The organism is Nocardia niwae NBRC 108934 = DSM 45340, from assembly GCF_001613465.1.
Lineage (GTDB): Bacteria > Actinomycetota > Actinomycetes > Mycobacteriales > Mycobacteriaceae > Nocardia > Nocardia niwae.
This window is the reverse complement of record NZ_BDCK01000016.1, coordinates 307,714-332,035: the sequence shown is the minus strand read 5'-3', so window position 1 is coordinate 332,035 and position 24,322 is coordinate 307,714. Positions and strand designations below refer to the sequence as shown.

At 68.8% G+C, this 24,322-nt stretch carries 25 protein-coding genes; 9 read left to right on the top strand and 16 right to left on the bottom strand.

The genetic code is table 11. The features are described from left to right. Positions 1-230: 230 nt before the first annotated feature. From NNI01S_RS08720 to NNI01S_RS08710, 3 genes are all read right to left on the bottom strand, one after another. Positions 231-1,007: a TMEM165/GDT1 family protein gene (locus NNI01S_RS08720; RefSeq protein ID WP_084488645.1), complete on the bottom strand. Its 777-nt coding sequence runs from the start codon at positions 1,005-1,007 to the stop codon at positions 231-233. Positions 1,008-1,301: 294 nt separating this feature from the next. Further along, on the bottom strand, positions 1,302-1,829 hold the full coding sequence (locus tag NNI01S_RS08715) for a hypothetical protein (protein WP_063019300.1): 528 nt from the start codon (positions 1,827-1,829) through the stop codon (positions 1,302-1,304). Between the two features lie 307 nt (positions 1,830-2,136). After that, a complete protein-coding gene (locus tag NNI01S_RS08710) occupies positions 2,137-2,760 on the bottom strand; it encodes a superoxide dismutase (RefSeq protein WP_039794275.1) in 624 nt (207 codons plus the stop codon). Positions 2,761-2,951: 191 nt separating this feature from the next. On the opposite strand from NNI01S_RS08710, the gene msrA reads away from it, so the two are divergent. Then, positions 2,952-3,632, top strand: coding sequence for a peptide-methionine (S)-S-oxide reductase MsrA (gene msrA, locus NNI01S_RS08705; RefSeq protein WP_063019298.1), 681 nt, complete (start codon positions 2,952-2,954; stop codon positions 3,630-3,632). A 66-nt stretch (positions 3,633-3,698) separates the two neighbouring features. On the opposite strand, the gene NNI01S_RS08700 is transcribed toward msrA, so the two are convergent. Beyond that, on the bottom strand, positions 3,699-4,310 hold the full coding sequence (locus NNI01S_RS08700) for a hypothetical protein (RefSeq protein WP_063019296.1): 612 nt from the start codon (positions 4,308-4,310) through the stop codon (positions 3,699-3,701). Positions 4,311-4,825: 515 nt separating this feature from the next. Here NNI01S_RS08700 and NNI01S_RS08695 point away from each other — a divergent pair. The 4 genes from NNI01S_RS08695 (at position 4,826) to NNI01S_RS08680 (ending at position 8,604) form a co-directional block, all read left to right on the top strand. After that, positions 4,826-5,194 carry a rhodanese-like domain-containing protein gene (locus NNI01S_RS08695; protein ID WP_084488643.1) on the top strand — a complete coding sequence of 123 codons (369 nt, stop codon included), beginning with the start codon at positions 4,826-4,828 and terminating at the stop codon, positions 5,192-5,194. A 254-nt stretch (positions 5,195-5,448) separates the two neighbouring features. After that, entirely contained in the window at positions 5,449-6,264 is an 816-nt protein-coding gene (locus NNI01S_RS08690; RefSeq protein WP_245676035.1) for a DUF4328 domain-containing protein, read from the top strand. Then, positions 6,261-7,028 carry a glycerophosphodiester phosphodiesterase gene (locus NNI01S_RS08685; RefSeq protein ID WP_063019289.1) on the top strand — a complete coding sequence of 256 codons (768 nt, stop codon included), beginning with the start codon at positions 6,261-6,263 and terminating at the stop codon, positions 7,026-7,028. The genes NNI01S_RS08690 and NNI01S_RS08685 overlap by 4 nt, the downstream gene beginning before the upstream one ends. Positions 7,029-7,683: 655 nt before the next feature. Then, positions 7,684-8,604 (top strand): DUF5926 family protein, encoded by a 921-nt coding sequence (locus NNI01S_RS08680; protein ID WP_063019286.1) that lies wholly within the window; start codon positions 7,684-7,686, stop codon positions 8,602-8,604. A gap of 209 nt (positions 8,605-8,813) precedes the next feature. Here NNI01S_RS08680 and NNI01S_RS08675 read toward each other — a convergent pair whose 3' ends face one another. The 6 genes from NNI01S_RS08675 to NNI01S_RS08650 all read right to left on the bottom strand — a co-directional run bounded on the left by NNI01S_RS08675 (position 8,814) and on the right by NNI01S_RS08650 (position 14,836). Then, positions 8,814-9,362: a ferritin gene (locus NNI01S_RS08675; RefSeq protein WP_063019284.1), complete on the bottom strand. Its 549-nt coding sequence runs from the start codon at positions 9,360-9,362 to the stop codon at positions 8,814-8,816. A 71-nt stretch (positions 9,363-9,433) separates the two neighbouring features. Next, a complete protein-coding gene (locus tag NNI01S_RS08670; RefSeq protein ID WP_063019282.1) occupies positions 9,434-9,985 on the bottom strand; it encodes a ferritin in 552 nt (183 codons plus the stop codon). 10 nt (positions 9,986-9,995) lie between these two features. Then, positions 9,996-11,408, bottom strand: coding sequence for an LCP family protein (locus tag NNI01S_RS08665; protein ID WP_174554375.1), 1,413 nt, complete (start codon positions 11,406-11,408; stop codon positions 9,996-9,998). Positions 11,409-11,535: 127 nt separating this feature from the next. Beyond that, complete coding sequence (locus NNI01S_RS08660) at positions 11,536-12,330, bottom strand: CPBP family intramembrane glutamic endopeptidase (RefSeq protein ID WP_063019280.1); 795 nt, start codon at positions 12,328-12,330, stop codon at positions 11,536-11,538. Positions 12,331-12,678: 348 nt separating this feature from the next. Continuing rightward, positions 12,679-13,239 (bottom strand): putative immunity protein, encoded by a 561-nt coding sequence (locus tag NNI01S_RS35925; protein WP_357989796.1) that lies wholly within the window; start codon positions 13,237-13,239, stop codon positions 12,679-12,681. 829 nt (positions 13,240-14,068) lie between these two features. Next, positions 14,069-14,836, bottom strand: a complete 768-nt coding sequence (locus NNI01S_RS08650; RefSeq protein ID WP_063019276.1) for a DUF2470 domain-containing protein — start codon at positions 14,834-14,836, stop codon at positions 14,069-14,071. Positions 14,837-14,984: 148 nt separating this feature from the next. On the opposite strand from NNI01S_RS08650, the gene NNI01S_RS08645 reads away from it, so the two are divergent. From NNI01S_RS08645 to NNI01S_RS08635, 3 genes are all read left to right on the top strand, one after another. Beyond that, a complete protein-coding gene (locus NNI01S_RS08645; protein WP_063019274.1) occupies positions 14,985-15,398 on the top strand; it encodes a hypothetical protein in 414 nt (137 codons plus the stop codon). Between the two features lie 94 nt (positions 15,399-15,492). Continuing rightward, positions 15,493-16,407, top strand: coding sequence for a prephenate dehydratase (gene pheA, locus NNI01S_RS08640; protein WP_063019272.1), 915 nt, complete (start codon positions 15,493-15,495; stop codon positions 16,405-16,407). Continuing rightward, positions 16,404-17,072, top strand: a complete 669-nt coding sequence (locus NNI01S_RS08635; RefSeq protein ID WP_063019270.1) for a histidine phosphatase family protein — start codon at positions 16,404-16,406, stop codon at positions 17,070-17,072. The genes pheA and NNI01S_RS08635 overlap by 4 nt, the downstream gene beginning before the upstream one ends. A 19-nt stretch (positions 17,073-17,091) precedes the next feature. On the opposite strand, the gene NNI01S_RS08630 is transcribed toward NNI01S_RS08635, so the two are convergent. The 6 genes from NNI01S_RS08630 to NNI01S_RS08605 form a co-directional block, all read right to left on the bottom strand. Further along, positions 17,092-17,919 carry an ESX secretion-associated protein EspG gene (locus tag NNI01S_RS08630; protein WP_063019268.1) on the bottom strand — a complete coding sequence of 276 codons (828 nt, stop codon included), beginning with the start codon at positions 17,917-17,919 and terminating at the stop codon, positions 17,092-17,094. Further along, the gene (locus NNI01S_RS08625) at positions 17,916-19,085 is read right to left on the bottom strand and encodes a PPE domain-containing protein (protein WP_063019266.1); all 1,170 of its coding nucleotides are present in this window, start codon (positions 19,083-19,085) and stop codon (positions 17,916-17,918) included. The genes NNI01S_RS08630 and NNI01S_RS08625 overlap by 4 nt, the downstream gene beginning before the upstream one ends. A 42-nt stretch (positions 19,086-19,127) precedes the next feature. Further along, positions 19,128-19,439: a PE domain-containing protein gene (locus NNI01S_RS08620; protein ID WP_063019264.1), complete on the bottom strand. Its 312-nt coding sequence runs from the start codon at positions 19,437-19,439 to the stop codon at positions 19,128-19,130. 164 nt (positions 19,440-19,603) lie between these two features. Next, entirely contained in the window at positions 19,604-19,954 is a 351-nt protein-coding gene (locus NNI01S_RS08615) for a metallopeptidase family protein (RefSeq protein ID WP_063019263.1), read from the bottom strand. 10 nt (positions 19,955-19,964) lie between these two features. Then, complete coding sequence (locus NNI01S_RS08610) at positions 19,965-21,104, bottom strand: septum formation family protein (RefSeq protein ID WP_084488641.1); 1,140 nt, start codon at positions 21,102-21,104, stop codon at positions 19,965-19,967. 70 nt (positions 21,105-21,174) lie between these two features. Continuing rightward, complete coding sequence (locus NNI01S_RS08605) at positions 21,175-22,875, bottom strand: aldehyde dehydrogenase family protein (protein ID WP_063019256.1); 1,701 nt, start codon at positions 22,873-22,875, stop codon at positions 21,175-21,177. 92 nt (positions 22,876-22,967) lie between these two features. On the opposite strand from NNI01S_RS08605, the gene serS reads away from it, so the two are divergent. After that, a complete protein-coding gene (gene serS / locus NNI01S_RS08600) occupies positions 22,968-24,230 on the top strand; it encodes a serine--tRNA ligase (RefSeq protein ID WP_063019255.1) in 1,263 nt (420 codons plus the stop codon). The last annotated feature ends 92 nt before the right edge of the window (positions 24,231-24,322 follow it).

Sequence of the window (24,322 nt, the reverse complement as noted above, 5' to 3'; positions counted from 1 at the left end):
CATGGCGCGGATGGACCGGATCCTGCGCGCCTATCTCCAGTATCTGGTGGACGACCCGGCGAGCGCGCGGCTGTTCTTGGTCGAGGTGTTCGCGGTGGGGTCGGCGGCCATCGCGCGCCGGGCCCAGCTGCAGGAGCGGTTCGTCGAATTGATCGCCGCCGTGCTCGACGCGCGGACCGAGCAGCAGCGCTTCGCCTGTCAGGCCTTGGTCGCGGCGGTCGGTTCGATGGTCACCGCCCGGATCGCGGCCGGGGACTCGGGTGGTCTGCTGGCGCTGCGGGAACCGCTGCTCGAGCTGGTGCGCCGGGGTGGCGGACTGTATGGGGCGGCGCTGGACGCGCGCGGTGAGTCATCCGCGTGAGCAGCAGCGCCGCACCGGCCAGTGCGGGGACGAGCGCCGCGAGCCCGGCGACCGCGACGGCGCCGAGGCCGGGTGCGGCCGCGCCGAGCAGGGTCGCCGCACCGAAGTAGAGGAACAGCAGGCCCGAGCCGATGCCGATGGCGTGCTCCGGCAGGTGCTTGCCGACCAGGATGCCCAGCGCGATGGCGAGCGCGTCGGCGGCGACCATGCCGATGGTCGAGCCCAGCCAGACGCCCGCCCAGTCGTAGTCGGTGGCCAGCGCGGCGGTCGCGAACATGGTGCGATCACCCAGCTCGGCGAGCAGGAACGCGGACAGCACCACGAAGAACGGCGCACCGGCGGCCTTCGGCGTCTTCGGCTGCGGGTCGTCGTCGCCGGGACCGAAATGCTCGCGCAGGGTCCACAGACCGACGGCCAGGAAGGTGACGGCGGCGATCAGCGCAATCGCCCGAGTCGGCAGGGCCGCGCCGAGGAAGTATCCGACGCCGACCGAGATCAGATGCACCGCCGCGGAGGCCGTCGCGATGCCGCCGAGCACCACCCACCAGCGATAGCGCAGCGCGAACGTCAGCGCCATGAGCTGGGACTTGTCGCCCAGCTCGGCGAGGAAGACGATGCCGATACTCAGCAATACGGTGGCGATCATGTGTGGCGGCTCCCAGGTCTCCGGCCTGCCGGTCGGAGAAACGGGTGGACTCCGGCCGACAACGAAATGGTTGTCCAGGCCGAAGGTCTCGCCCACCGGACGAATGCCGGTTCACACAGCCGGACCCGGGCCCGGGTGGGCCGGCGGGTCAGTATGTCGACTGCGCGATTGGGGGCTACTCCCCTTCGCTGCAGCCGACTCTACCCGGGCAAGCCGCTCATGCCAACCCGCTGTAATCGAAATCGCAATGCGCACAATAAGTTTGGCGATCCACGTGGCGAATTTCGGTTACCCTCACGCGGCCAGCAGCATGGCCAGAACCGCGGTGTCGGGATCGCTGATCGGGTCGAGTCCGACCCGGCTGACCAGGGACGTAACCGTGCCGTCGGACTCCGCCTCCGCCCAAGCGGCGCGGTGTTCCAAACCGAGATGGGGCACGCCGGGCAGCAGAACACACCCGGATGCCGCGCCCGTGCATTCGGGCAGCGACGGGCGCGTCTCGCAGGGCGGATGCAGCATCAGCAGCGCCGGTGGCACATGCTCGGCGAAGTGACCCGGCTCGACGGCTTCGTCACCGAGGACCGGGCCCTCGGCGATCACCAGGCCGACCGTGCCGGGGGCGGGATCGTCGGGCAGGTCCTCGCGGACTCCGAACACCGTCGAGGTCGTCAGCAGGCCCGGTAGCGTCGCCACGCGCACCGCCAGGACCAGCACCTGGGCCCACTCCTTGGTCGTGTCCGGCCAGCGGCCGGAGATCACGAAGCCACGTAGCGACCCGCGCGAGTGGAACGGCGTGATGCCGATCGGTTCGTTCGTGCGCATTCCTGCCTCCCGTTGTCGAACCCGGGGGCGACCTTGCCCGTACTTTTTATGTGGATTCCCGAATATGAACCACGAGTCACCTGGCACACAAGTACCAAAGAGTGCCAATCGGACAGCCGGAAGCCGCTCGGCGGGCAATCAGGCTGCGTCCCCGGCGGATGGGGCCCCACCTCGCCGTGTCCCGAAACGCGGGCTGGGGGCGGCGGGCTCGGCAACGCGCCCGCGTCGCCGGAAAGCGGAACGGGCCCGCGATCCGGTCCGCGCGGGGCGGACGGATTCGCGGACCCGGTTCGGGCGCTGAGCCGGCTCAGCCGAAGATGAGGCCCTTGGCCTGCGAGGTCGCCTTGGCGAAGCGCTCCTGCACGTCGGCCCAGTTGACGACGTTCCAGAAAGCGGTGACGTAGTCCGCCTTGACGTTCTTGTACTGCAGGTAGAAGGCGTGCTCCCACATGTCGACCTGCAGCAGCGGGATGATGCCCAGCGGGACGTTGGCCTGCTGGTCGTAGAGCTGGAAGGTCAGCAGCTTCTGGCCGAGGGTGTCGAAGCCGAGCACCGCCCAGCCGGAGCCCTGCAGGCCGTTGGCCGCCGCGGTGAACTGCGCGCGGAACTTGTCGAACGAACCGAACTGGTCGTCGATCGCCGCGGCGAGCTCGCCGACCGGCTTGTCGCCGCCGTTGGGGGAGAGGTTCTTCCACCAGATCGAGTGGTTGACGTGCCCACCCAGGTGGAACGCGAGGTTCTTCTCGTGCAGGAAGATGGCGCTGTGATCGCCCGACTCGCGAGCGGCTTCCAGCTTCTCCAACGCGGTGTTCGCACCGGCGACGTACGCGGCGTGGTGCTTGGAATGATGAAGCTCGTTGATCTGCCCGGAGATGTGGGGCTCCAGGGCGCTGTAGTCGTAATCCAGATCTGGCAGCGTGTACTCAGCCACGATGTCCCTTCCTATGTCGGGCCGGTTGTGCCCGTTGTTCCGAGCACAGCCAACCATCATTCGTACACCCGGTCGATTCCAACTCGGGCCCACGCCCGCACATTCCGGTGACGCCGCTCACACACAGCGGGTGGTGCACCGTCACATCACGCACATCGGCCCCACTGGAAACGCACGCGTAGCATCGAACCATGTCGTGGTACGACGAACTAGTGGGGCGTCTGAGCCTCCCCGAACCCGTCATGGTCGCGCCCGAGCGAGCACTGCCCGGCCGGGCGGAGCCGCTCGACGTGCCGGATACCCACTACGTCAACGGTCACCCGATCCGTCCGCCGTTCCCGGGAGAACTCCAGCTCGCGGTCGTCGCGATGGGGTGTTTCTGGGGTGCGGAGAAGAGCTTCTGGGAGCTCGGGGGCGTCTACGCCACGGCAGTCGGCTATGTCGGCGGGTATACGCCGAACCCGACCTACGAAGAGGTCTGCAGCGGACGGACGGGGCACACCGAAGCGGTGCTCGTCGTGTTCGACCCCGCGGTGATCGACTACGCAGGCATCCTGAAACACTTCTGGGAGAACCACGACCCCACCCAGGGCATGCGCCAGGGCAACGACCGCGGCACCCAATATCGTTCGGCCGTCTTCACCTTCGGCGCCGAGCAGGCGGATCTCGTCCGCTCGACGGCCGAGGCATACGGCAAGCGCCTCGCCGCGGCGGGATACGGGCAGATCACCACGGAGATCGCGCCGCTGCCCGGCCTGGCGGCCTTCTACTACGCCGAGGGCTATCACCAGCAGTATCTGGCGAAGAACCCCGGCGGATATTGCCCGGTGCACGCCACCGGAGTGAGCTGCCCGGTGGGCACAGGCGCCTGAGCGCGGAAGACCGCACATCCGATCAGCGGATGCGCGGTCGGCTCGGGACGATTCCGGGTGCGGCGCTCACAGCGGCGGAGCGATACCGGGCCGTGTCGCCCGGGGATCACCCGCGTCGTGCGCCTGCCACCATCGCGCGCCGCCCGCGACGAAGTCCGGCAGGGGAATCTGCTTGCCGCGCGCGTCGTGCACGACGATGTCGTCGAACCACACCCGGATGTCCAGCTCGCGCGGATCGATGCCCTCCTCTTGGGAGAACTCCAGGACGTGCGGGGCTTCGTCATCCCGGATCCGGGTGTCGAAGCTGAGCAGTTCGCTCCACAGCGCCCAGCTGCTGTCGTCGAGGTCGATGAACTCCCAACCGTGCAGCCGTCCACCGCCGAAGCTTCGGATGGCCTCGTCCAGACCGTCCAATTGCAGCGGCAGCACCTGCGGCTCGAGGTCGTCCCAGTGCTGTGTGCGCAGCGACGCGGCGACCCGGCTCACGCCGGTGAACGTCAGCTGCACCTGGTAGTCCTCGGTGGCTGTCCCCTCTTCGGGAAGCGTCAGGACCTCGAGGTCGAGTCGCAGTTCGCCCGCGGGCTGATCGACCGCGAGCCCGAGGCACGTGGCCTCGGACAACGCGATGTTCAGCCCTGCGGTATCCATTCCGTGGCGTATCCCCCTGCTCGCGTTCATAGGCCAAGGCTACCGATCGGCACTGCCGGATCGCGGTATTTCGGCGGCGTTCTGGATTCGATGGAACCGATCGCGGCCCGGCCCCGTCCAAGTAGATATCGGAACCTCTTCGGCCGCAGGTTCCGAGGTCGGCGACGAATGGCCGCTCCGGGATGACAGGAGGGGAGTCCCGGATCGGTCATTCGCATCGCTGCCATTAGGGGGTGAACCCTGTCGCTCGATAGGGTCGGGCGGGCGATTGCAGACCGAAAGTTTGGAATATCCCCCGATTCGGTAACTGATCAGTTGCTGTGAAGGGGTGTGAACTCGGGAAATGGCGGCCGGTAGCTGCGCCTTGTGGATCAGGCTGTGGATTATGTGGATAACTTCGCCCGAGTTATGCACAACCAGCATCGAGCAGGGGCGCGGTCGAGTTCCGGAGGGGAGAACATACCTGAAGTCGTCGCCCGCTGTCGAGCCCGCTCCCCGGCCATGGAACTGCACGGCGGCCCGCCGCCCATGGCAGGATCGAATCTGTGACGAGCCCCCACGTTCCGTCGGTCACGGTGGAGGACGTGCCTGCCGAATTCGACAGCGTCCCCGCGCCGGCCGACACGCCGCGACCGATCCTGCTCGACGTCCGCGAGGACGACGAGTGGCGGCTCGGACACGCCCCGGGGGCGATCCACATCCCGATGGTCGACGTCCCCGCCCGGGTCGACGAGCTGGAGTACGACGCGGAGCTCTACGTCATCTGCAGGCAGGGCGGCCGGTCCATGCAGGTGGTCGAATACCTCACGCACATCGGCTATGAGGCCGTTCAGGTCCACGGGGGCATGGTGGCGTGGCAGCAGGCCGGCCGCCCGCTGGTCGCGGAAGGCGACCACGAGGCGAAGATCTACTGACGAAAGAACGAGGTGCGCGGGTGAGTACGGTGGTGCAACCTTGTGCGCGCTGTGGGGCGCGCTGGGCCGTGCAAGGGGCGCCGATGCATTGGTGCCCGCGCTGCCGCGGCGTCCTTCTCTCGCCCGCGCCGATCGACGCGCCCGCCGACCGCCGCAACTACCGCTGGATAGCGCGCAGACCGGACCAGCGCGGCCGCCGAGCGCAGCCGTCCGCCCGGTCGGCCACGCGGAGTCGCACGCCTCGATACACGCAGATGCCACGCTGGGGTCTGATCGACCCGCCGCCGCAGGCCGGTGGCGCGGTCCGGCGCCCGTTCGGGAAACTGACCGATTCGGTGACCAGGTTGCTCGTCGCGACCGCGGGCGTATTCGGGCTGGCCGCCGTCGCCGAGCTCGCGCGCTACGCCGTCTTGCTGCGTAACCGGACGCGCCTGATCCACCCCGCCGTCCTCTTCACTTCCGACGCCCTGGTGATCGGCGCGGGGGTGCTCGCCATCGTGCTCGCGCTGCTGGCGGCCGTGGCCGCGGTCGGAACGCTCATCGAGGTCAGGCGGTCGGCCTACGCCGCCGAAGGCCGGCGCGACCCGCGGTCTCCGCGAGCACTCGCGTTCGGGTCTCTGGTCCCGGTGGTCAACCTGTTGTGGCCCGGAGTTTTCCTGAGCGAAGTGGCCGCGCTGCGCGCTGATCCCCGGATCGTCCGGGCCGTCCGGGTCTGGTGGGTCGCCTGGGTCTTCGGCGGCCTCGTCGCGGCGGCCGCGCTACTGTGGCGCACCGCGGATTCGTTGCAGGCCCAAGCGGATGGGGTGCTGTTCACCGCGTTCGCCGACGCGGTGGGTGTGGCGGTCGCGCTGCTGACCCTCTGGGTGCTGCGCACCATAGAGGGCCGGGACCTGCTCGGGCGCCAGCGGACCGCGCGCCGCTGGCTGATCGCGGTCGATCCCGCTGTGCCGGTGATCGAACCGGTGCAGCCCGGTGGGCGGCGATCCGCGGCCGAACCGGCCGACGCCGAGCCGGCGCACGAGGACAACGGTGCTGAGGACCGTGAGCAGGAGGAGGTTATGGCCAAGTGAGCCAGGGCAGTCGCGCGCCATTCGTCGTCGCGCATCGAGGCGCCTCGGCGGCGCGCCCCGAGCACACGCTCGCCGCCTACGAGCTGGCGCTGCAGGAGGGCGCCGACGGGGTCGAATGCGACGTCCGGCTGACCAGGGACGGGCATCTGGTGTGCGTGCACGATCGCACCGTCGACCGGACCTCATCGGGCAGCGGGCTGGTCAGCGAGATGACGCTGGAGGAGCTGCGAAGCCTGGATTTCGGCTCCGACGGCGAGCCCGCCTCGGTGCTGACCCTCAGTGAGCTGATCGGCCTCGTGCTGGACTGGCGGAGCAGGCCGACCAAGCTGTTCATCGAGACCAAGCACCCGGTTCGCTACGGCGCGCTGGTGGAGAACAAGCTGCTCGCAGAACTCCAGCGCTTCGGCATCGCCACTCCGGCTTCGGCCGACCATTCCCGAGCGGTCGTGATGTCGTTCGCGGCCACCGCGGTGTGGCGCATCCGCCGCGCCGCGCCGCTGCTGCCCACCGTCCTGCTCGGTGAATCATCCCGCTACCTGGGCGGATCCGCGGCCACGACCGTCGGCGCCACGGCCGTCGGCCCCTCGGTGAAGACGTTGCGCGAGCACCCCGATCTGGTCGACAAGGCCGCCGCCGCGGGCCGCGCCACCTACTGCTGGACCGTGGACGACCCGGACGACGTCCAACTGTGCGCCGACCTCGGCGTCAGCTGGATCGCCACCAACCACCCCGGCCGCACCAAGTCCCTGCTTCCCGCCGCCTGATCCGATCCGTTCCACCGGATCGATCCACCGGCCTCCTCGCCCGTGCTGCTCGCGCGTCCGACAGAACATGTGTAGGTTCGCGAGTCGTTCGGATCTCGATGGATGCGGCATGCGCAATACGGCCGCCCGTGGCGTCCCATGCGCCGCGGCGATGCCGGGCGGGAACGTCGCGCTCCAAGGAGCGCAAGCGCCGTGCTTTCGCGCAGGGCGCACCTGGGCACCTCTTGTCTCCCGACGAAGATGAAGGATGCAACCTTTGCCGCGCCCGTACAGGGCGGCGCGCGCTTCGCGGTGAAGTAGCCGGGCCAGTGCGTCCTCGACTCCATGGACAGGGCGCACCGGGGCTGCCGCGACTGATTCAGCAACTCCCCGCCGTCTCCCCACATCGGCGTAGCCGAGTTCGCGCTGTCACCCGCCTGAAGCAACACACCAGCTCAACCACAGGTTTCGAGCGAAGCGAGACCGAGCATGCGCCGTTCGCGGCCCGGCTCGCGTCCGAGTGGCCGCTGCGTCCGCGAAGAAGTCGCCAGCAGCGGTCGCTCGGACGCGAGCCATGCAGTGGCCGCGGACACCCAGCGCCGCAGGCGCTGGAAAACAACACAGACACGCCGCGCCGCAGGCGCGGCAAAACAAACACTGTGTAGGTTGACCCCTCGTGGGTAAGAGCAAGCGCAATAGTCCTAAGCCCGGCGGGAACCGGGCGCAGCGTCTCGCCGAGCGGCGGGCAGCGCAGGAGCAGGCGGCGCAGGCCGTCACGCGTCCGTTCGAAGGTCTGGCCGCGGAGTGCGATCTGGTCGCGCTGCGCGAATTCGTTCCGTCGGCCACCGCGGAGTTGACGCTGGCGCCTTCGGTCGCGGCGGAGCGACCGGTGGTGCTCGCCACCGTGCTACCGGGTGCGGTGGCCGCGCTGGTGCGCGCCGGTGACGAGCCGAGTGGTTATGTCGGCGCGCAGGTGCAGTTCCAGGGCGCCGACCCGGCCGCCGATCTGGCCGCGGCGATCCTGTGGACCCAGTCCGCCGAGCCCGGTGATTCGCTGACCTCCGTGGAGAGCGTCGCGGGCGGTCCGCGGCTGGCCGACGTCATCGATCCCGCCGCGAACCTGGACCTGACCGTGCACCAGGACTTCGATTGGTGGGTACCGGCGGGTGTCGAACCCGATCCGCAGGTCGCCGCCACCATCGAGCAGGCCAAGCAGGCGATCATGCCCTCGGCGCGGCTCGCACTGGACGCGGACGCGATCGGCGCGGCCTGGTGGGTGGACGCGGGCGAGAAGGCGCATATCCGGTGGGTGCGGCCGGAGGACGAGGACGCGCTCATGCTCGCGCTGGCGCGCGTGCACGCGTCCGGTGGCCTGCACCTCGGCGACGGTTCCCGTTTCGCGGGGTCGTTCCGCACGCACGGTGTGCTGGTCCCGGTGTTCGATCTGGACCGCGAGCGGCACCCCGACGAATGGGTGAAACCTGCGACCGAGTTCGGTGCGCGCCTGTCCGAGGCGCTGGCCGTGGACGCCCCGCTGACCGCGGACGAGCGGCGCTCCCGCGACGGCTTGCGGTCGCGTCAGGTCACTTTGCGCTGAGCCGAATCCTCGTGATTTCCGGTGAGGCGGCAGACGAGTTTTCCGGTTGCCGTCGATATCGCGAGGGATAGGTAAGTCTCACCGAACCGTCACGAAATACGGCGGACCCGTTCTTCCGGAATTGCGGATCAGACCGGCAATCGCACTCCGAACAACGGCAGGCCCGGTTCCCTGAGGAACCGGGCCTGTGCACCTTTCGGTGAACTCCGTCAGACGGAGCCGCCTGCGACCGAAGGGGCGCCGGAGGCGTCGCTCGGGCCACTCATTTCCCGGGCGACGAATTCCTCCAAGTCGAACAGGTTCGACCCGGCGCGATCGGCGATGGTGAGCAGTGTGGTCATGTTCGCGACTTCCTCGACCTGTTCCTTCAGGAACCACTGCATGAACTGCTCGCCGAGGTAGTCGCCCTCTTCGCGGGCGGTGCTCGCCAGCTGGATGATCTGCTCGGTGACCGTCTTCTCTTGCGCGAGCGCGAGCGCGATCGGTTCCCTGGCATTCTCGAACCGTGATTTCGCGGAGTCGATGCCGGAGAGCTCGATGCTGATATCCCGGTCCAGGAAGTATTGCACGATCATCATCGCGTGATTGCGTTCCTCGACGGCCTGCTTGTAGAACCGCTTGGCCAGCTGCGGCAGGTCGGCATTGTCGAACCACACCGCAATCGCGATGTACTGATGCTCGGCATTGAATTCGTGCCGGATCTGATCGTGCAACAGGCTGTGAAATTTGCTGCGAGGTGATTCCGGATGGCTTGACATGGCATCGACATTAGCGCCGGTGCGATCGTGTGTCATCCAAGTACAGCCTTAATGAGGCTAGTGTTGCCTAATTAATTCCGCGCGGCTCCGGCCATTTTCGGCGCCGGGATTTCGGTGTGCGGCCGCGTCCGCATCTCCCGGGCGACGAACTCCTCGACGTCGAACAACTGCCCGTCGGCGCGGTCGATCACGGACAGCAGCGTGGTCATCCGGGCGACGTTCTTCACCTGTTCCTCGAGGAACCACCGGACGAATTGCTCGCCGAGATAGTCGCCGGAGGTGCGGGCCGCGCGGGCCAGGCCGCTGATCCGGGTGCTGCGGTCCTGCTCCAGATCCAGCAGCAAAGCGACTGCGCCGCGCGGGCTTTCGAACGTCGAGGTGATCGCCTCGAGACCGCCGATCTGCACCGGGAGATCCCGGTCCAGCAGGTACTGCACCATGCGCAGCGCATTGCCGTAGTGCTCGCGCGACCGCCCGTAGGCGTGACCGGCCAGTTGTGGCAGCCGGCGCGCGTCGAAGTACACGGCGGCGGCGAGATATTGCTGGGCGGTGGTGAATCCGTGTCGGATCTGCGTGCGCAGCAAGTCGGGGAAGGACTCGTCGGCTTGGTCGATGTCCGGCATGGCAACGACGCTACCGCGTCAGCAGGTCCTCGGGGATGGCGCGGTCGTCGGCCAGCGCGTCGAAGAACCGCCCGGCCTTCTCTTTGTCCCAGAGCAGGACGTTGCCGCTGTCCGTGTCGTCGAATCCGCCGACCGGCACCGTGGTGGTGACGGTCTCGCCACGCAGCGCCCAGCCCAGCCCGCCGAGGTCCCAGATGTGATCGCCGTTGTCGACCTTCAGCGACTTGGCGGTGTCGGAGGCCAGCGGCCAGAGCTTGAACGGATTGGCCAGCGTGGCGCCGCTGGTCGCCTTCTTCAGGAGGGCGGCCATGAAGATCCGCTGGTTGTTCATCCGGTCCAGATCGGCCAGCGCGGTGGCGCGGCTGCGGACGAAACCCAGCGCCTGCGGTCCGTCGAGGCGTTGGCAACCAGCGGGCAGGTCGATGCCGGCGAGTGGGTCGTCGATCGCTTTCGGGACGCAGACATCGATACCGCCGAGGGCGTCGACCACGCTCGCGAAGCCGCCGAAGCCGATCTGCGCGTAATGGTCGATGCGCAGGCCGGTGGCGATCTCCACCGTCTGCACCAGCAGGGCGGGCCCGCCGATGGCGAACGCGGCGTTCAGCTTGTCCTTGCCCTGGCCCGGGATGCTGACGTATGAGTCGCGCGGAAGGCTGACCAGGGTCGTTTTGCCCGATGCGGGCACGTGCACGAGCATGATCGTGTCGGTGCGCTCAGGGCCGACCTCGCCGCCGGTGGCCAGTTCCCGCTCCTGCTCGGGGGTCAACCCGCCGCGGCCGTCGGAGCCGACCAGCAGCCAGTTCGTGCCGGGTGTGTCGCCGACTCGCTTGGCGTAGTTCGCCAGTGCCGGGATCCGGTTGAGGGAGTTGTCCAACTGTATGACCGCGCCGACGGCGGCCACCACCAGCACCAGCAGGATCACCAGGAACCAGCGGAACGGGTGGCGCCTGCGCCGCGGTCGCGATGCTCGCGGCGGCCGTTCGCCGCGCGGCGGCGCCGGCGGTGGACCCTGGCCGAACCGCCGTGGCTTCCGGGGCGGTGTGGGCGGCGGACCTTCGTGGTAGGGCACCGGGCGCTGGGTGGGCGCGTGCGTCGGCCCCTCGTGATGCGGCACCGGCCGCTGCGTGGGGGCGTGCGAAGGTCCTTCGTGATGGGGCGCCGGACGTTGCGTGGGGGCGTGCCTGCGGGCCGGGGGAGGCGGTGGCATCCGCCGGGCCTGTTCCGGCGGGACCTGCGAATATGCCAACGGCTGGGCGTGCGGGTCGCCCCTTCCGTCGCGGCGTACCACCTGGGTGGGCTCGATCGGCGGCGGCGCGCCGGGACCGGGAGGCGGCATGCGGCGGCGCATCGGTGGTTCACCGGGTCTGCCGGGCGGCGGCATCCGGCGCGTATGCGCGTTGCGCTGGGGGTCGTCGCCGTTCATCACTGAAACTCTACTTATCGGGCGGTGGTGAAGTGCCGCATGCGGACATCGGCGCCCGCGGAAGCGGCGCTGCTACCTAATTCGCAGACGGCGCCGGGTCGTTAACGTTCCGGAGAGCACGGTTGCGTCACGGCAGCCACGAAACATGGCCGCGCAGAACGGTGTAGCCGATGTAGGCCACCGCATCGATGGTCGCATGGGCGAGCACCAGTGGCCACAGCCGGTTGGTGCGCTGCCAATAGCGCCCGAATATGATGCCCATCACACAATTTCCGAGTCCGCCGCCCAGCCCCTGATACAAGTGATAACTGCCACGCAGCAGGGCCGAGGTCAGCAGAGCCGAGTTCGCCGACCAGCCGAGCCTGCGCAACCGCGTGAGCAGGAACGCCACCACGATGACCTCCTCGGCCAGGGCGTTCGCGCAGGCCGAGAGGATCAGGGCGGGTAGCCGCCACCAGTAGTCGCCGAGCGAGGCGGGGACGATCGTCACGCTCAGACCCAGTGCGTGCGCCACGAGATAGAGCCCCAAGCCGGGGAGGCCGATGATCGCGGCGAGCGTCAAGCCGGGTAGCACGTCCGTGCGCCACCGGAGCCGGTTCGCCAGCCCGATCAGTCGCGGTCCGGCGCCGCCGCGCCACAGCAGATACAGGCCCAGTGCCGCCCACCCGACCAGCCGTAGCACGCTGAGCAGCTGGAACAACAGATCGATGGTGGACTGCGTGGACCGCGACGGGTTCAGCGCGACGGTCCGCCCACCGATGCCGCCCGGCGCGAGCGCGCTCTCCACCAGCGAGAGCGCGGCGCTGAGCCCGCTGAGCCCGAACGTGACGAGTAGCACTACCGCGATCTCGAGTTTGATCGCCAGCCGCTCCCGATCGGTCGGCTCGGTCTCGTCCCACTGGGCATCGGACTCCGCACGCATGGGTCGAATCTATTGCGCTCGCGCGGTCCGGCGCGCGGCGCGTCAGGTGGGAACTCCGCGACGGGCCGCGGCTCGTGCCGCGCCGCCCTCGGAGGCGGGCCCCGTGTCTCGCGCCATTTCCGCTTGCCTGGGCATTCGGCTGGTCACATGGCGTCCGGCTGGTCATGGGCGGTGGCAGGTAGCGCTCAGGCGGATCCCGACCGGCTGTACACCCATAGTGAGGGGATCCGATTGCTCGCCGACGAGGCAGACAACCTGAGCGAGGCGGTGTTGAAACTTCGCCACCATGCCGGGAAGCAGGAGACATTTTCTCGCCTCCGAAATCCCTTTCCTTCGAGAGGGAAGCCGCTAACTCGGCGGGCCGCCACGAGTCGAGGGGGATGGGTCGATGATCGGTGACAGTTGTCGCAACGCCGCGTCCAGCTCTCGCACCAGCTCACCCGCACGGCCGCGGCCGCTCGGAGCCTTCGGATACCGCATCAAGACGCTCGGCACGGTAGGGCAAGCCATATTTCGCGCGTTTTCGATGTGGTCGGATCCGACGGTACGGTCGCCGCCGGCGTCGAGTTCGAAAGCCAGAGCCGCGTGGGCGGCCGGCCCGAGGATGTGCAGGACCTGGGTGGCCTTCGCCAAGGGGTGGAGGTAGGCCGCGCCGGCTGCGGCAACCGCCGCGCGTGCGGCCTCGCCGGCCGCGGCCCGGCCGGTGTCACGTGCCTCTTGGTATGCCCGGTGCGCTGCCCATGCTGTGTCGCGGATTGCCTTTGTTCGCTCGGCTCCATTCGCGAAGGCTCGTGCAGCGTCGATCGCGGCTCGTGGGCGCCGATCGTCCGGGCGTTCTTTTTCGAAGACTGCGAGGGCGGGCTCTGCGCACGCCACGGCATAGCCTGTGATCTCGCGCAGCTCGGCCATACTCAGTTCGATCGTCAGGTCTTCGGTGGTCGGCGCCATACCACTGAACCGTATCGTTGAACCGCCGGTTGGGGCTTCACGCCGATATTCGCAGGGTAGCGCCGCGCAAGCTTCAACCCGGCGGGACGAAGACTGCGGTGCTACGACCGTTGTGCGCACCGGAGCCGTGCCCACGTTGCCGTATGTCCATAAACATCTCTTTCGTCAGTCCGAATCAGTGGGGTCCTCCGGCGCCGGTGTTCGACTGGGACCAGGACGTCAGCAAGAAGCTTGCCAATGTCGAACCGCAGGATGGGCCCCCGTTGTAGCGGCGGCCTCGTAGTCCACGGCAGGGTGTTGAGAATCGCTCGACACTCGACACTCGACAACCGGCACGGGAAGCGCGGACTTCCAGTGGATTGCGTTGTCCAAGAGGTGTGTCGAGCCGCTGAGGGAAGCGAGGTCGGGCCCGGGGTACCGGGCCGGATGCATATTCGCTTCGTTCGGCTCGGTGTGTTCGCCGTTCCGTTCTCGTATCGCCGCCTCCCGCAATGGCAGGCGTACATGTCTGTTCGGTCCGAGGTAGCGGTGAGCGAAACCCCCTGGGGGCCGGCGACGGCCGGATCGTCGTACCCGGCTGCCTCTGCCGAATGCGCAACGGCAAGTGGGCCGAGCCGTGGTTACGCAACTGCCCGCACTGCGGCCAGGTCGTTCGGCCGGTCACATGGCGTTCGGCTGGTCAGGGGGCGTTCGACCGGTCATAGGCCGTACCGCTGGTCATGGGGCGGCCGGAGTGCTCCACTCTTGAAGGTGGCGGTAGTCGGCGGTAGCCGTGTGTCGTCGAACCGGGTCAGATGCGGCGCAGGCCGTTGAGGAACGGGCAACCGGCCAGCGTGCGTACGGCACGGCTGAGTCCCTCGATGTCGTCGGCCGGGGCGCTGAAGGGTAAGCGGAAGTCGTGGTCGCCGTCGTGACCTTCCACCCGCAGGGTGAGTCCGTACCGGTCGATCGCCAGCGGGTGCACGATGCCGCGCTGCAGGTGCGCGGGCAGGTGCCTGGCCAGTTGGGCGACGACATCCGCGTGGTCGGCCTGCATGTGCTGTAGCCACGCGGATTCCATGGCGCAGAAGGGATCCGGCTGCGCCAGGCGCAGTTCGTCGCTGCTCACCGATTCCGCGCCGGTCGAGTCGGCCACCACCGCCGAGTTGATCACCAACCGCAGCAGCGTGGCGCCGAAGCCGATGTCAAGCAGTGCGGGATGGGGGAGTTCCTTGGCCACCTCGCCGGCCAGCGCGCGCTGCGCCTGGGTGGGCACCGCGCGCACCCAGCCGCGTAGCCACACCAGGGCGCGCACCGGCTCGCGCAGCGGGAGCGGCGCGTGGTCGGTGAGCTCGAGCACCGCGGGGGCGCCGTGGTCCCCGGAGTTGCCCGCCAGGATCGCGGCGACCGAGGCGGTCGGCACCGCGATGACGGCGTCGCCGCACTGCCGTACGTGGTGCACCGACGCGGGCGTCGGGTCGATACCCGGCATGGCCAGCACCGCTTGCTCCGCGTGGGCGCACGCGCTGCGCACCCGCTCGGCGGTGGACGGTGCGACGGTCGGAGAGGGGCGCGGCATACAAACCTCCGTGGAGCAGGCGGCGCGGCGGGTAGTGATTAGGTTACCCTAAGCTAAGTGACGAGCCTTCGTTCCGCAAGCGTTCCGCTCGGGCTGAGCTGAGCGCAGTGCATCGATTCCGGTCGACGAGGGTTGTTACGGTTGAGGCGTGTCGGAAGGGACGGAAGCCGCAGAGCCGGTGCTGGTGACGTTGTCGGCGCCCCCGCGGCGCAGTCTGGCGGACGGATTGGTCCGCAACATCGGCGCAAGCCCCGCCGCGCCGAGGCTCGACCTGGACGTCCCGGACGCGGAGATCGCCGCCTTCCTCGCGCATGCCGCGCACTCCGATACGGGTTTCGTCGCGCGTACGTCCTCTGGTGGACGCGCGGTGGCCATCGTCGCGGCCACGGCCGCCGCCCTGTGCGGAGAAGACATCGGCAGCGCCTTGCGCAACCCCGATATCGCCTTCCTGACCTCCCTGAAGCCGGCCGCGGTCGACGCGGTCCGGTCCGTCTTGCTCGCCATCGAAACCGAGGCCGTTGACCGGGTGAACGCCGCGTTGCGGGTGCTCAACAGGGGTTGAACGGCGCTCGGGCGGCCGTGGAACGTTGCCGCGCGGCGGCCGTGCCTCCGCAATTGGTGGGGAGCCGGGCGAGCGCGCAAGTAATCTCGTAACCGTGCCGCGAATCGCGTACTTCGGGCCGTCCGGAACCTTCACCGAGATGGCCCTCGCTCAACTGGAATCCTCGGGAACCTTCGACGGACCCGTCGAGCGGATAGCCGCGCCCAGCCAAGGGGCTGCGCTCGAGCTGATCCGCTCCGGCAACGTGGATGGTGCGGTGGTGCCGATCGAGAGTTCCGTCGAGGGTTCGATCTCGGCGACGCTCGACTCGCTGGCAATCGGTCCGCGCCTGCAGATCGTCGCCGAGACCGAACTCGAGGTGAGTTTCACGATCCTCGGCAAGCCGGGCGCGACGCTGCCCGATGTGCGCATCCTCGCCGCATACCCCGTGGCCGCCGCGCAGGTGCGGCTGTGGGTGTCGCGGCACCTACCGCAGGCGCAGCCCTACACCTCGGCGTCCAACGCCGCGGCCGCCGAAGACGTGGTGGCGGGCCATGCCGATGCCGCCGTGTCGACCGCCCTGGCGGGCGAACGGCTGGGGTTGATCGCTCTGGCCTCCGGGGTCGCCGACCATGAGCAGGCGATCACGCGGTTCGTGCTGTGCACCCGCCCGACGGTGGCCCCACCCCCCACTGGAGCCGACCGCACCTCGATCGTGCTCGAGCTGCCGAACGTACCGGGCTCGCTGATGCGCGCGTTCGCCGAATTCGCCACGCGCGGTATCGATCTGACCAGGATCGAGTCCCGGCCGACCCGAACCGGTATGGGCACCTATCGTTTCTATCTCGATTGCGTGGGACATATCGACGACACCGCGGTGGCGGAGGCGCTCAAAGCGCTGCACCGCACCGCGCGGATCCGCTTTCTCGGATCGTGGCCCGCGACTTCCGCGACCGGCACGCCGCCGCCTTCGGACGAGGCCTCGGCGGAGTGGTTGATCCAGCTGAGAAAGGGGATGGCGGACCTATGACGGGGAGGTTGATTCTGGTCCGGCACGGGGAGACCGAAGGCAACGTCGCCAAGCTGCTGGACACCAGGATCCCAGGGCTGCCGCTGACCGAACGCGGTGCGGCACAAGCGAAAACGTTCGGTGAGAACCTGCTCCGACCGCCGAAGGCGTTGTTCTCCTCGGCGGCGCTGCGTGCGCGCCAGACCGCAAGCTACATCGAGGCGGCGACCGGTGTCGCCGCGATGGTGCTCGACGGGCTGCACGAGGTGCAGGCCGGTGAGCTGGAGGGACTGCACAGCGAGGAGGCGCACCACGCGTTTCAGGAGATCTACCGTGCCTGGCACGAAGGCGATCTCACGCTGCGCGTCCCCGGCGGCGAATCCGCCCAGGATGTCCTCGATCGGTTCCTGCCCGCGATCGCGCAGTTGCGGGAGACCTATCTGACGTCGGATGACGACGAGCACGGCGACGTGATGGTGGTCAGTCACGGCGCGGCCATGCGGCTGGTCGGCCGCACGCTGGCGGATGTGCGGCCGCCGTTCACCACGAACAACCACCTGGACAACACCGAGACCATCGAGCTGGTACCGACGCCGGATGGCGGGTGGGAGTGCATTCGCTGGGGCCGGTTCACGCCGCCGTTCGGCTACGACGTCGCACCGACCTCCGACGATCCCATGGGCTAGCGCCGCCGGTCCGATGTAGTCAGGACAGTTTCGGATTTCGCGGGAACTCTTCGCGTTCCGGCAGGGAATGGATCAGATCCTGCACCGCCGTGCGCAGTCGAGCGGGGGTTCCGCTGCTGAGCGAGGTCCACTTCACGCCGTCGTCCGATTTGCTCGCGGTCGCGATGAATCGTCCTGCACGCGTGTTGAAGACGGCGATGTGGTTGTCGGCCATGTCCCTGGTGCCGTCGCCGTAGATCACGCCGACGATCTCGGCGAACGAGTGGATCTCGACCAATGCCGCCGCCAACGTCTTCGCATCCTGGGGAGGGTTGCCCACCTTCGTGAGCCGCTCCGCGGTGGCCGCGGCGTCACCGGTGTCGCCGAAGATCGTGGCGAGTTCTTCGGTCGGGGCGTTCATGCCGTACAGCTCCAGCGGTTCGGCGTAGCCGAGCGCCGCGAGAACCGTGCCGGGCAGATCGTTGCCCGCCTCGTCGATGACGTAGGAGTCCTGCCCCCGAAGGGCGACGACCTCGAGGTCGACGCCCTTCGCCAGACAGAAGCGGCTCACCCAACCATCGACGATCAACCGCAGCGCGATGATCCAGTGTGGCCGGTGCAGCGCGCGCAACCGATTCTCCAGATCGCGATGCAGCACATCATCGATGAGAAGTTCCCGCTGAGCCAGCGACTCGGCGGCCGCGTCCATCGCCGCTTTGTGATCGGTCAGGTTGTCGTAGCGTGCCCGAGCGTTCAAGACGACGGGGACTTCGATCTGCAATCTCTCCACGAGAAACTGCATCTCGTCGAGCGACAGGACGACCGCATCGAGCGTCGACGGATCGCGGCCCGCACCGAGTACGGTCACCTAACCGTCCCGCTGAGGTCACCGCCGATGACTCCATCGGCGGTGAAACGGCCGTCGTTGAAGTGCTCGGTCGACCGCAAATAGTCCCGGCCGTTGTGCTCGGCCTCGTCGTCCTCGTCGCTGCGCGCCTGGTTGCCGAGCAGGGGATTGCCGTTCCCACTGTTCGCCGGACGGACCGGGGCCGCTTCGACGGGCTTGACCGCGACGGTCTCCTGCACCGGGGCGGAGCCACCGATCGTGCCGCTGGACCCCCAGCCTTCCGGAAGCTTGAGCGAGCCACTGCTGATGCCTGCCGCCGACCCGAGGCCGGAGAACGACACCGCGCGAGTCGCGGCGCCGGTGGCGGTGGCCGTCGCACCGGCTCCCATGACCATCGGCGCCATCCCCGAAAAGGCCGGCGTGGAGGAGGTGGTCGCCGCCGCGATCGCGCTGCCCGCGACATTTCCGACGGTGGAGACACCGGTCGTGGCGATCGAGCCCACGGCCTGCGCGGCCTGGGTGGCGGCGCTCGCCACCCCGGGATTGCTCAAGAACGCCTGGGTGGCGGTCACGGCGGCCTGGATCGGATCCGCCGGAACCTCGGTGGGCGTGTCCGCCGCCTGCTCCGGGCTGGCCGTTCCGGCGCCCTTGGCGATCGGCGGCGGCAACAGGAACTCGGCCGGCGTGGCGACCATGGCGCTGGTGGCGGCCTCGTAGGTCTCCATGACCAGGGCGGCACGGATGTCCATGGCGTTCCTGGCGACTTCCGCGACCTCGAACGCGCCGCTGAGCACGCCCGGCGGATTCGCCGACGCGGCCAGCGCGGCGTTGACGGCCGCGATCTCCGGCGGGCTCGGCATCGCCAACGAGGCGACGGTGTAGGCGGTGGCGTTCGCCGCGGCCTTCGCGCCCATCGCGGCCGCTTGCACGCCCTGCTGCTCGGACCAACCGAGGAAACCGGTGAGCTTGCTCAGTGCGGCGATACCGTTGATGCCCTGCATCCCGACGCCGAGTTCGGCCATCACCCTGGCGACGGTGGTCGTCGCGTCGATCCAGGCGGCGGTGAGCCCGCCCCAGGCGGTGGCGGCGGCCGAGATCGGAATCGCGTGCGCGCCCGCGTGAAGGGTGGCCGAATTGATCTCCGATGGGCGCGCCGCCCAGATCACCCCGGTGACTCCTGCAACCATGTTTGACTTCTCCCCTGCTTAACGTTGCTGTTGGGTCTGGAACTACACCTGGATGGCGCTGATGCCCGCGGCGCGCACCACATCACCGGCGACGTGCTGCGCCAGCTGCATGCGCAGTGTCGCCGCGGCGTGGTGGCATTCCAGAATCGCCTGTGCGATCGCACGATCGTGCGACATCGCCCCCTGGTTGAAGTGGCCGGCGCTGAGGAAGGAGACCTCCTCGGCGCCCGAGGGCAGCACGTGCGTCGCGGGCGCGGTGATCGCCGCGGCGGCGGCCAGACGTTCGGCGACGAGGTCGAGTTCGGCCGCGGCGGCGAGAATGGCTTCGGGTGCGATCAGTACATGTCCAACCATGACTCGACTCCTTCTAGTGGCTGTGGGGCGGAACCACGAGAATTCCCCCTTCGAGTGATAGGACGCGACAGCAACGCGATCGGTTCCATCGAATCCCCAACTTTTCGATCTCCGTGCCGATTACACACCCACCGCTCGGGGTACGCAATACAGCACGGTCCAGACTATCCCCATCCCAGCTGATGCAGGCGGTCTTCGTCAATGCCGAAATAGTGTGCGATCTCGTGGATCACGGTGATCGCCACCTCTTCCACCACCTCCGCCTCGTCGGCGCAGTGCTCGAGAATGGCTTCGCGGTAGATGGTCACGGTGTCGGGAAGCGATCCGCCGTAATGACTGTCGCGTTCGGTGAGGGCGATGCCGTGATACAGACCGAGCAGGTGCGGATCCTCCGGATTACGCGGCTCGATCAGCACGACCACATTGTCGATGGCGCGGGCCAGCTCGGGCGGAATGAGATCCAATGCGTCGCCGACCAATTCCTCGAAGCGGTCGTCGGACATCGACACGGGCATCGGCGTGCGGTTACCTCGGCTGGGGCTGCGGCGGAAGCGGCGCGGCGCCGGGCAGCGGTGCGGGCGTGGAACGTCCGTTGTTGGGCGGCGGCACCGGAGCCTGGCCGTTGATCAGGATGTCACCCCTGGCCGAGCCGGTGATCGGCGCGAATCCCTCCGAGTCGGCCCCCTTGCCGATCATGCAGTCCAGCTTGCGGCTGCCCGCCATCCAGCTGCGGGCATCGATGTAGTCGAAGAACAGCGTGAGCGTCTTGTTGCGAATGACGTCCGGCGCGCCCAGGTACTCGGTCGAGGTGCGGGTGCACTCCTCCTCGACGAACTTGTCCTGATCTTCCTTCGCGGGCGGACCGCCGGTGAAGTGGGCGGCCAGATCGACGGTGGAGACGATCTCCACGGCGTGCGGCTGGGCGCAGTCCACCGGATCGGTGGGCAGGTTCTGGTTGATGCCGAGGCACACGCCCGGCTCGTACACTCTGGACTGGTCGTGCTCGGTCGCGCTGCCGACCGACGGCGGGGTGCCCGCGCTGGCCGCGACCTGCAAGCCGCAGCGCAGGGTGCGGTCACCGTGCTGCCAGCCGTCCGGACTCGGGTACATCAGGCCGACGATGTACTTGCCGCGCGGATCGAAGCGGCCCGCCATGTACTTCTGCACCGCGGGCACGCAGTGTTCTTCCTTCAGCTCGGTGAGCCGCAGCGAGTCGGGGAAGCGCGAGCCGGGGCCGAACTCCTTGCCCGGATACCTGCTCATGTCGATGTCGGCCGCGACCTCGAACATGTGCTTGCTCGAGCAGTTCACCTTGACCAGGTCGGCCCGGTCGGGCTTGGTCCAGCTCAGGCAGTCGCCCTTGGCGGCGGTGCCGAACTCCTTGTCCAGCACGGGCTGCGCCGGGGCGCCGGGATTGTGCGCCTCCAGGCCCTTCTCGTTGTCGAAGCCGGTGATGAACAGCGTCACCAAGGCCGCGACCACGGCGCCGACGGCCACCGCGAGCAGGCCCCAGCGCAACGTGGGCGCCGACAGGTGCACATCCCGCAGATCGCGGTCGGCGAGGGCGGTCTTGGCCGAGTCGAACTTGCGGCGCACCGAGTCGGCACGCGACGATGCGCCGCGCTTGGGCGCCTGCGGGGACCGGGACACACGTTCGGAGGACATCGCGGTCCATCATGGCAGCGTCCGTGCCTCGGTGCCACGACCTGCCCCGATCGGCGCGGCACCGGACGGTTCAGCCCCGCAGGGCCGACAGGAAGACGCCGGGCAGCCGGGCGGGGTTGACGTCGGTGTAGAACTCGGTGAGCTTGCGGCCGGTGGTGGCGGCGGTGGCGTTGCCGACGAACCACGGCGGTTTCGGGGAGAGGGCGAGCTCGCCGCCGAGCAGCGAGCGCGGCGCGGGCCGGAACGGGCCGCGCACCACGGTGCGCTCCACGTCGTCGAGCAGCAGGGCGTTGTGCACTACACCGATTCCGCTCTGCACGTCGTCGAGGGTGTGCCCGGGGAAGGCTCCCCAGGAGGCCCGCGGCGCGAGGAAGGCCAGCCCGGTCCAGGTGTTCACCGCGATCGCGCCGTAGCGCAGCCGCTCGATCGCGCGATCGAAGGCGACGCCGAGCCTGCGGATGGTCGTGGGATGGGCGATGACGTTCGCGCCGAGCGTCCCGGTGAGCTCGGCATTCGCGAAGCCCACCGCGCGCTGCAGGAAATCGCCGCCCGTGTAGGGCAGCTCCACCACGCCGAGCACGGGGGAGAAGTACTCCGTGCGCAACAGCGGCGTGCCGGTGCGCGGCAATCCGTCGACCAGCACCCGCCCCGCGCCGAGGCGCTCTGCCTCCGGATACGAGGCCAGCGCGTCGGCGACGCGGGCGTCGCTGCCCGGGTAGTACGCGGTTCGCTGTGGCGCCCGCTCCATGGCCAGGCGCAGCTCGGCGAGGAACGCGTCTCTGCGGTCCCACTCGGAGGCGATCACGACCGCCTGCGCGGCCACGCAGTTGTAGCCGCCGTTGTGCAGCCGTTGGGTGGCCACGTGCTCGGCCTGGTAGCGCAGATCGGCGTCGGACCAGTCGCCGGGCACCACGATGGTCGGCGAGACGCCGCCCAGCTCGCTGGTGATCGGCTTGTCCAGCAGCGGCCTGCTGTCCTGCTTGCGCTGTGCGCCCTCCGCCCCTCGGCCCCACACGATGGCGTCGTGGGTGTGCGCGCTGCCGGTCATGTGCACGTGCGCGACGTCGGGATGACCCACCAGATAGCCGCCCTGCTCCGCGCCGCCGGTGAGGATCCGCAGCACGCCCAGTTCCAGTAGCGGTTCGAACACCATCTCGAACACGGTGAAAAGCGGGTCGGTGATCGGGTTGAGCTTCAGCGCCACCACCCGGTTGTGCGCGTACAGCTCGTACAGCGCGTCCAGCGGCGGAATCGAGGTGATGTTGCCCGCGCCGAGCACGGCGCCGATCCCGCCGGTGGCGGTGGGATCCAGCTGCGCCAGTCCGGCACGCCTGCGCGCGGTGTCGGCGTCTACGCCCGGGCGCAGCCACACTTCCCCGCGAAACCCGTTGAGCAGCAGCCGGTCGTAGACGCCGAACGGGAAGATCGGCACCGCGAGCCGTCCGCCCGGCGCCTCTCGCAGCGTGACGCCGGTGAGCGGGCTGCGCCCGGACTCCAGCGCGGCGAGGGTGACCGACAGCGCGTCCGTGGCTTGCAGCAGGGCGAGCGGACCCGACATCCATTCCTCCCCGACCAGCGGGGAGTGTTCGCCGAGCCCCTTGACGACACACGCGGCTCGCACCCACTCCTCGGCGAAGCGGCCGGTCCGGGCGTGGATCTCGTCGAGCAGCTCGCGGCGCCGGCGCAGCGAGGTCGCGGCCCACGCTTTCTCGCCGGCGGTGAGGTCGGCCAGCGCGTTGTCGATGGCTGTCTCGTCGAAAGGCGTGCCCACAAGCCCACTATGCGCGCGATCCGGCGGGGATGGACCGCATCCTGGGATATCGGCGTGAAAGCGCAACACACCGACTACTAGGCTGATGGCCCATGATCGACCTCCGATTCCTGCGGGACGACCCCGACGCGGTTCGCGCCTCGCAGCGCGCCCGGGGCGAAGACCCAGCTCTCGTCGACGCGCTGCTCGAGGCGGACGCGGCGCGGCGGGCCGCGGTGGCCACCGCGGACAATCTGCGCGCCGAGCACAAGGCGATGGGCAAGCTGATCGGCAAGGCGAGCAAGGAGGAGCGGTCCGCGCTGCTGTCGCAGGCGTCGGAGATGTCGGTCAAGGTCAAGGAGGCCGAAGCCGCGCAGCACGCCGCCGACACGGATCTGGACGCCGCGCACCGCGCCATCTCGAATGTGGTGCAGGAGGGCGCGCCCGCAGGCGGCGAGGACGATTACGTCGTGCTGCAGACCGTCGGCACGCCGACCGAATTCGACTTCGAGCCCAAGGACCACTTGGAGCTGGGTGAGTCGCTCGGCCTGATCGACATGGAGCGCGGGGCGAAGGTCTCCGGCGCCCGGTTCTACTTCCTGACCGGCTACGGCGCGCTGCTACAGCTGGGGCTGCTGCAGCTGGCCGCGCAGAAGGCCGTGGCCAACGGCTTCACCATGATGATCCCGCCGGTGCTGGTGCGTCCGGAGGTCATGGCGGGCACGGGGTTCCTCGGTCAGCACTCGGCCGAGGTCTACCACCTCGCCGACGACGACCTCTACCTGGTCGGCACCTCGGAGGTGCCGTTGGCGGGTTACCACTCGGACGAGATCCTCGACCTGAGCGGCGGTCCCAAGCGGTATGCGGGCTGGTCGTCGTGTTTCCGCCGGGAGGCGGGCAGCTACGGCAAGGACACCCGCGGCATCATCCGGGTGCACCAGTTCGACAAGGTGGAGATGTTCGTCTTCACCACGCCCGACCAAGCCGCCGCGGAACATCAGCGCCTGCTCGCCTGGGAACAGGAGATGCTCGCGGCGGTCGAGGTGCCCTACCGCGTGATCGATGTCGCGGCCGGTGATCTCGGCAGCTCCGCCGCGCGCAAGTTCGACTGCGAGGCGTGGGTGCCCACGCAGCGGACCTACCGGGAGCTCACCTCGACCTCCAACTGCACCACCTACCAGGCCCGGCGGCTGGCCGTCCGCTATCGAGACGAGAACGGAAGGCCGCAGATCGCCGCCACCTTGAACGGCACGCTCGCGACCACCCGCTGGATCGTGGCCATTCTGGAGAATCACCAGCAAGCCGACGGGTCGGTCCGGGTTCCGTCCGCCCTGGTCCCCTTCGTCGGCACCGACGTGCTGCGACCGGCCAACTGACGACACGCGAATGACGTTCAGATGAATAGCTACTGGTTCGCCATGCCGGATTCCCGGGATGTGGCAACCGGCGGGATTCCTTGTGTCTAGGC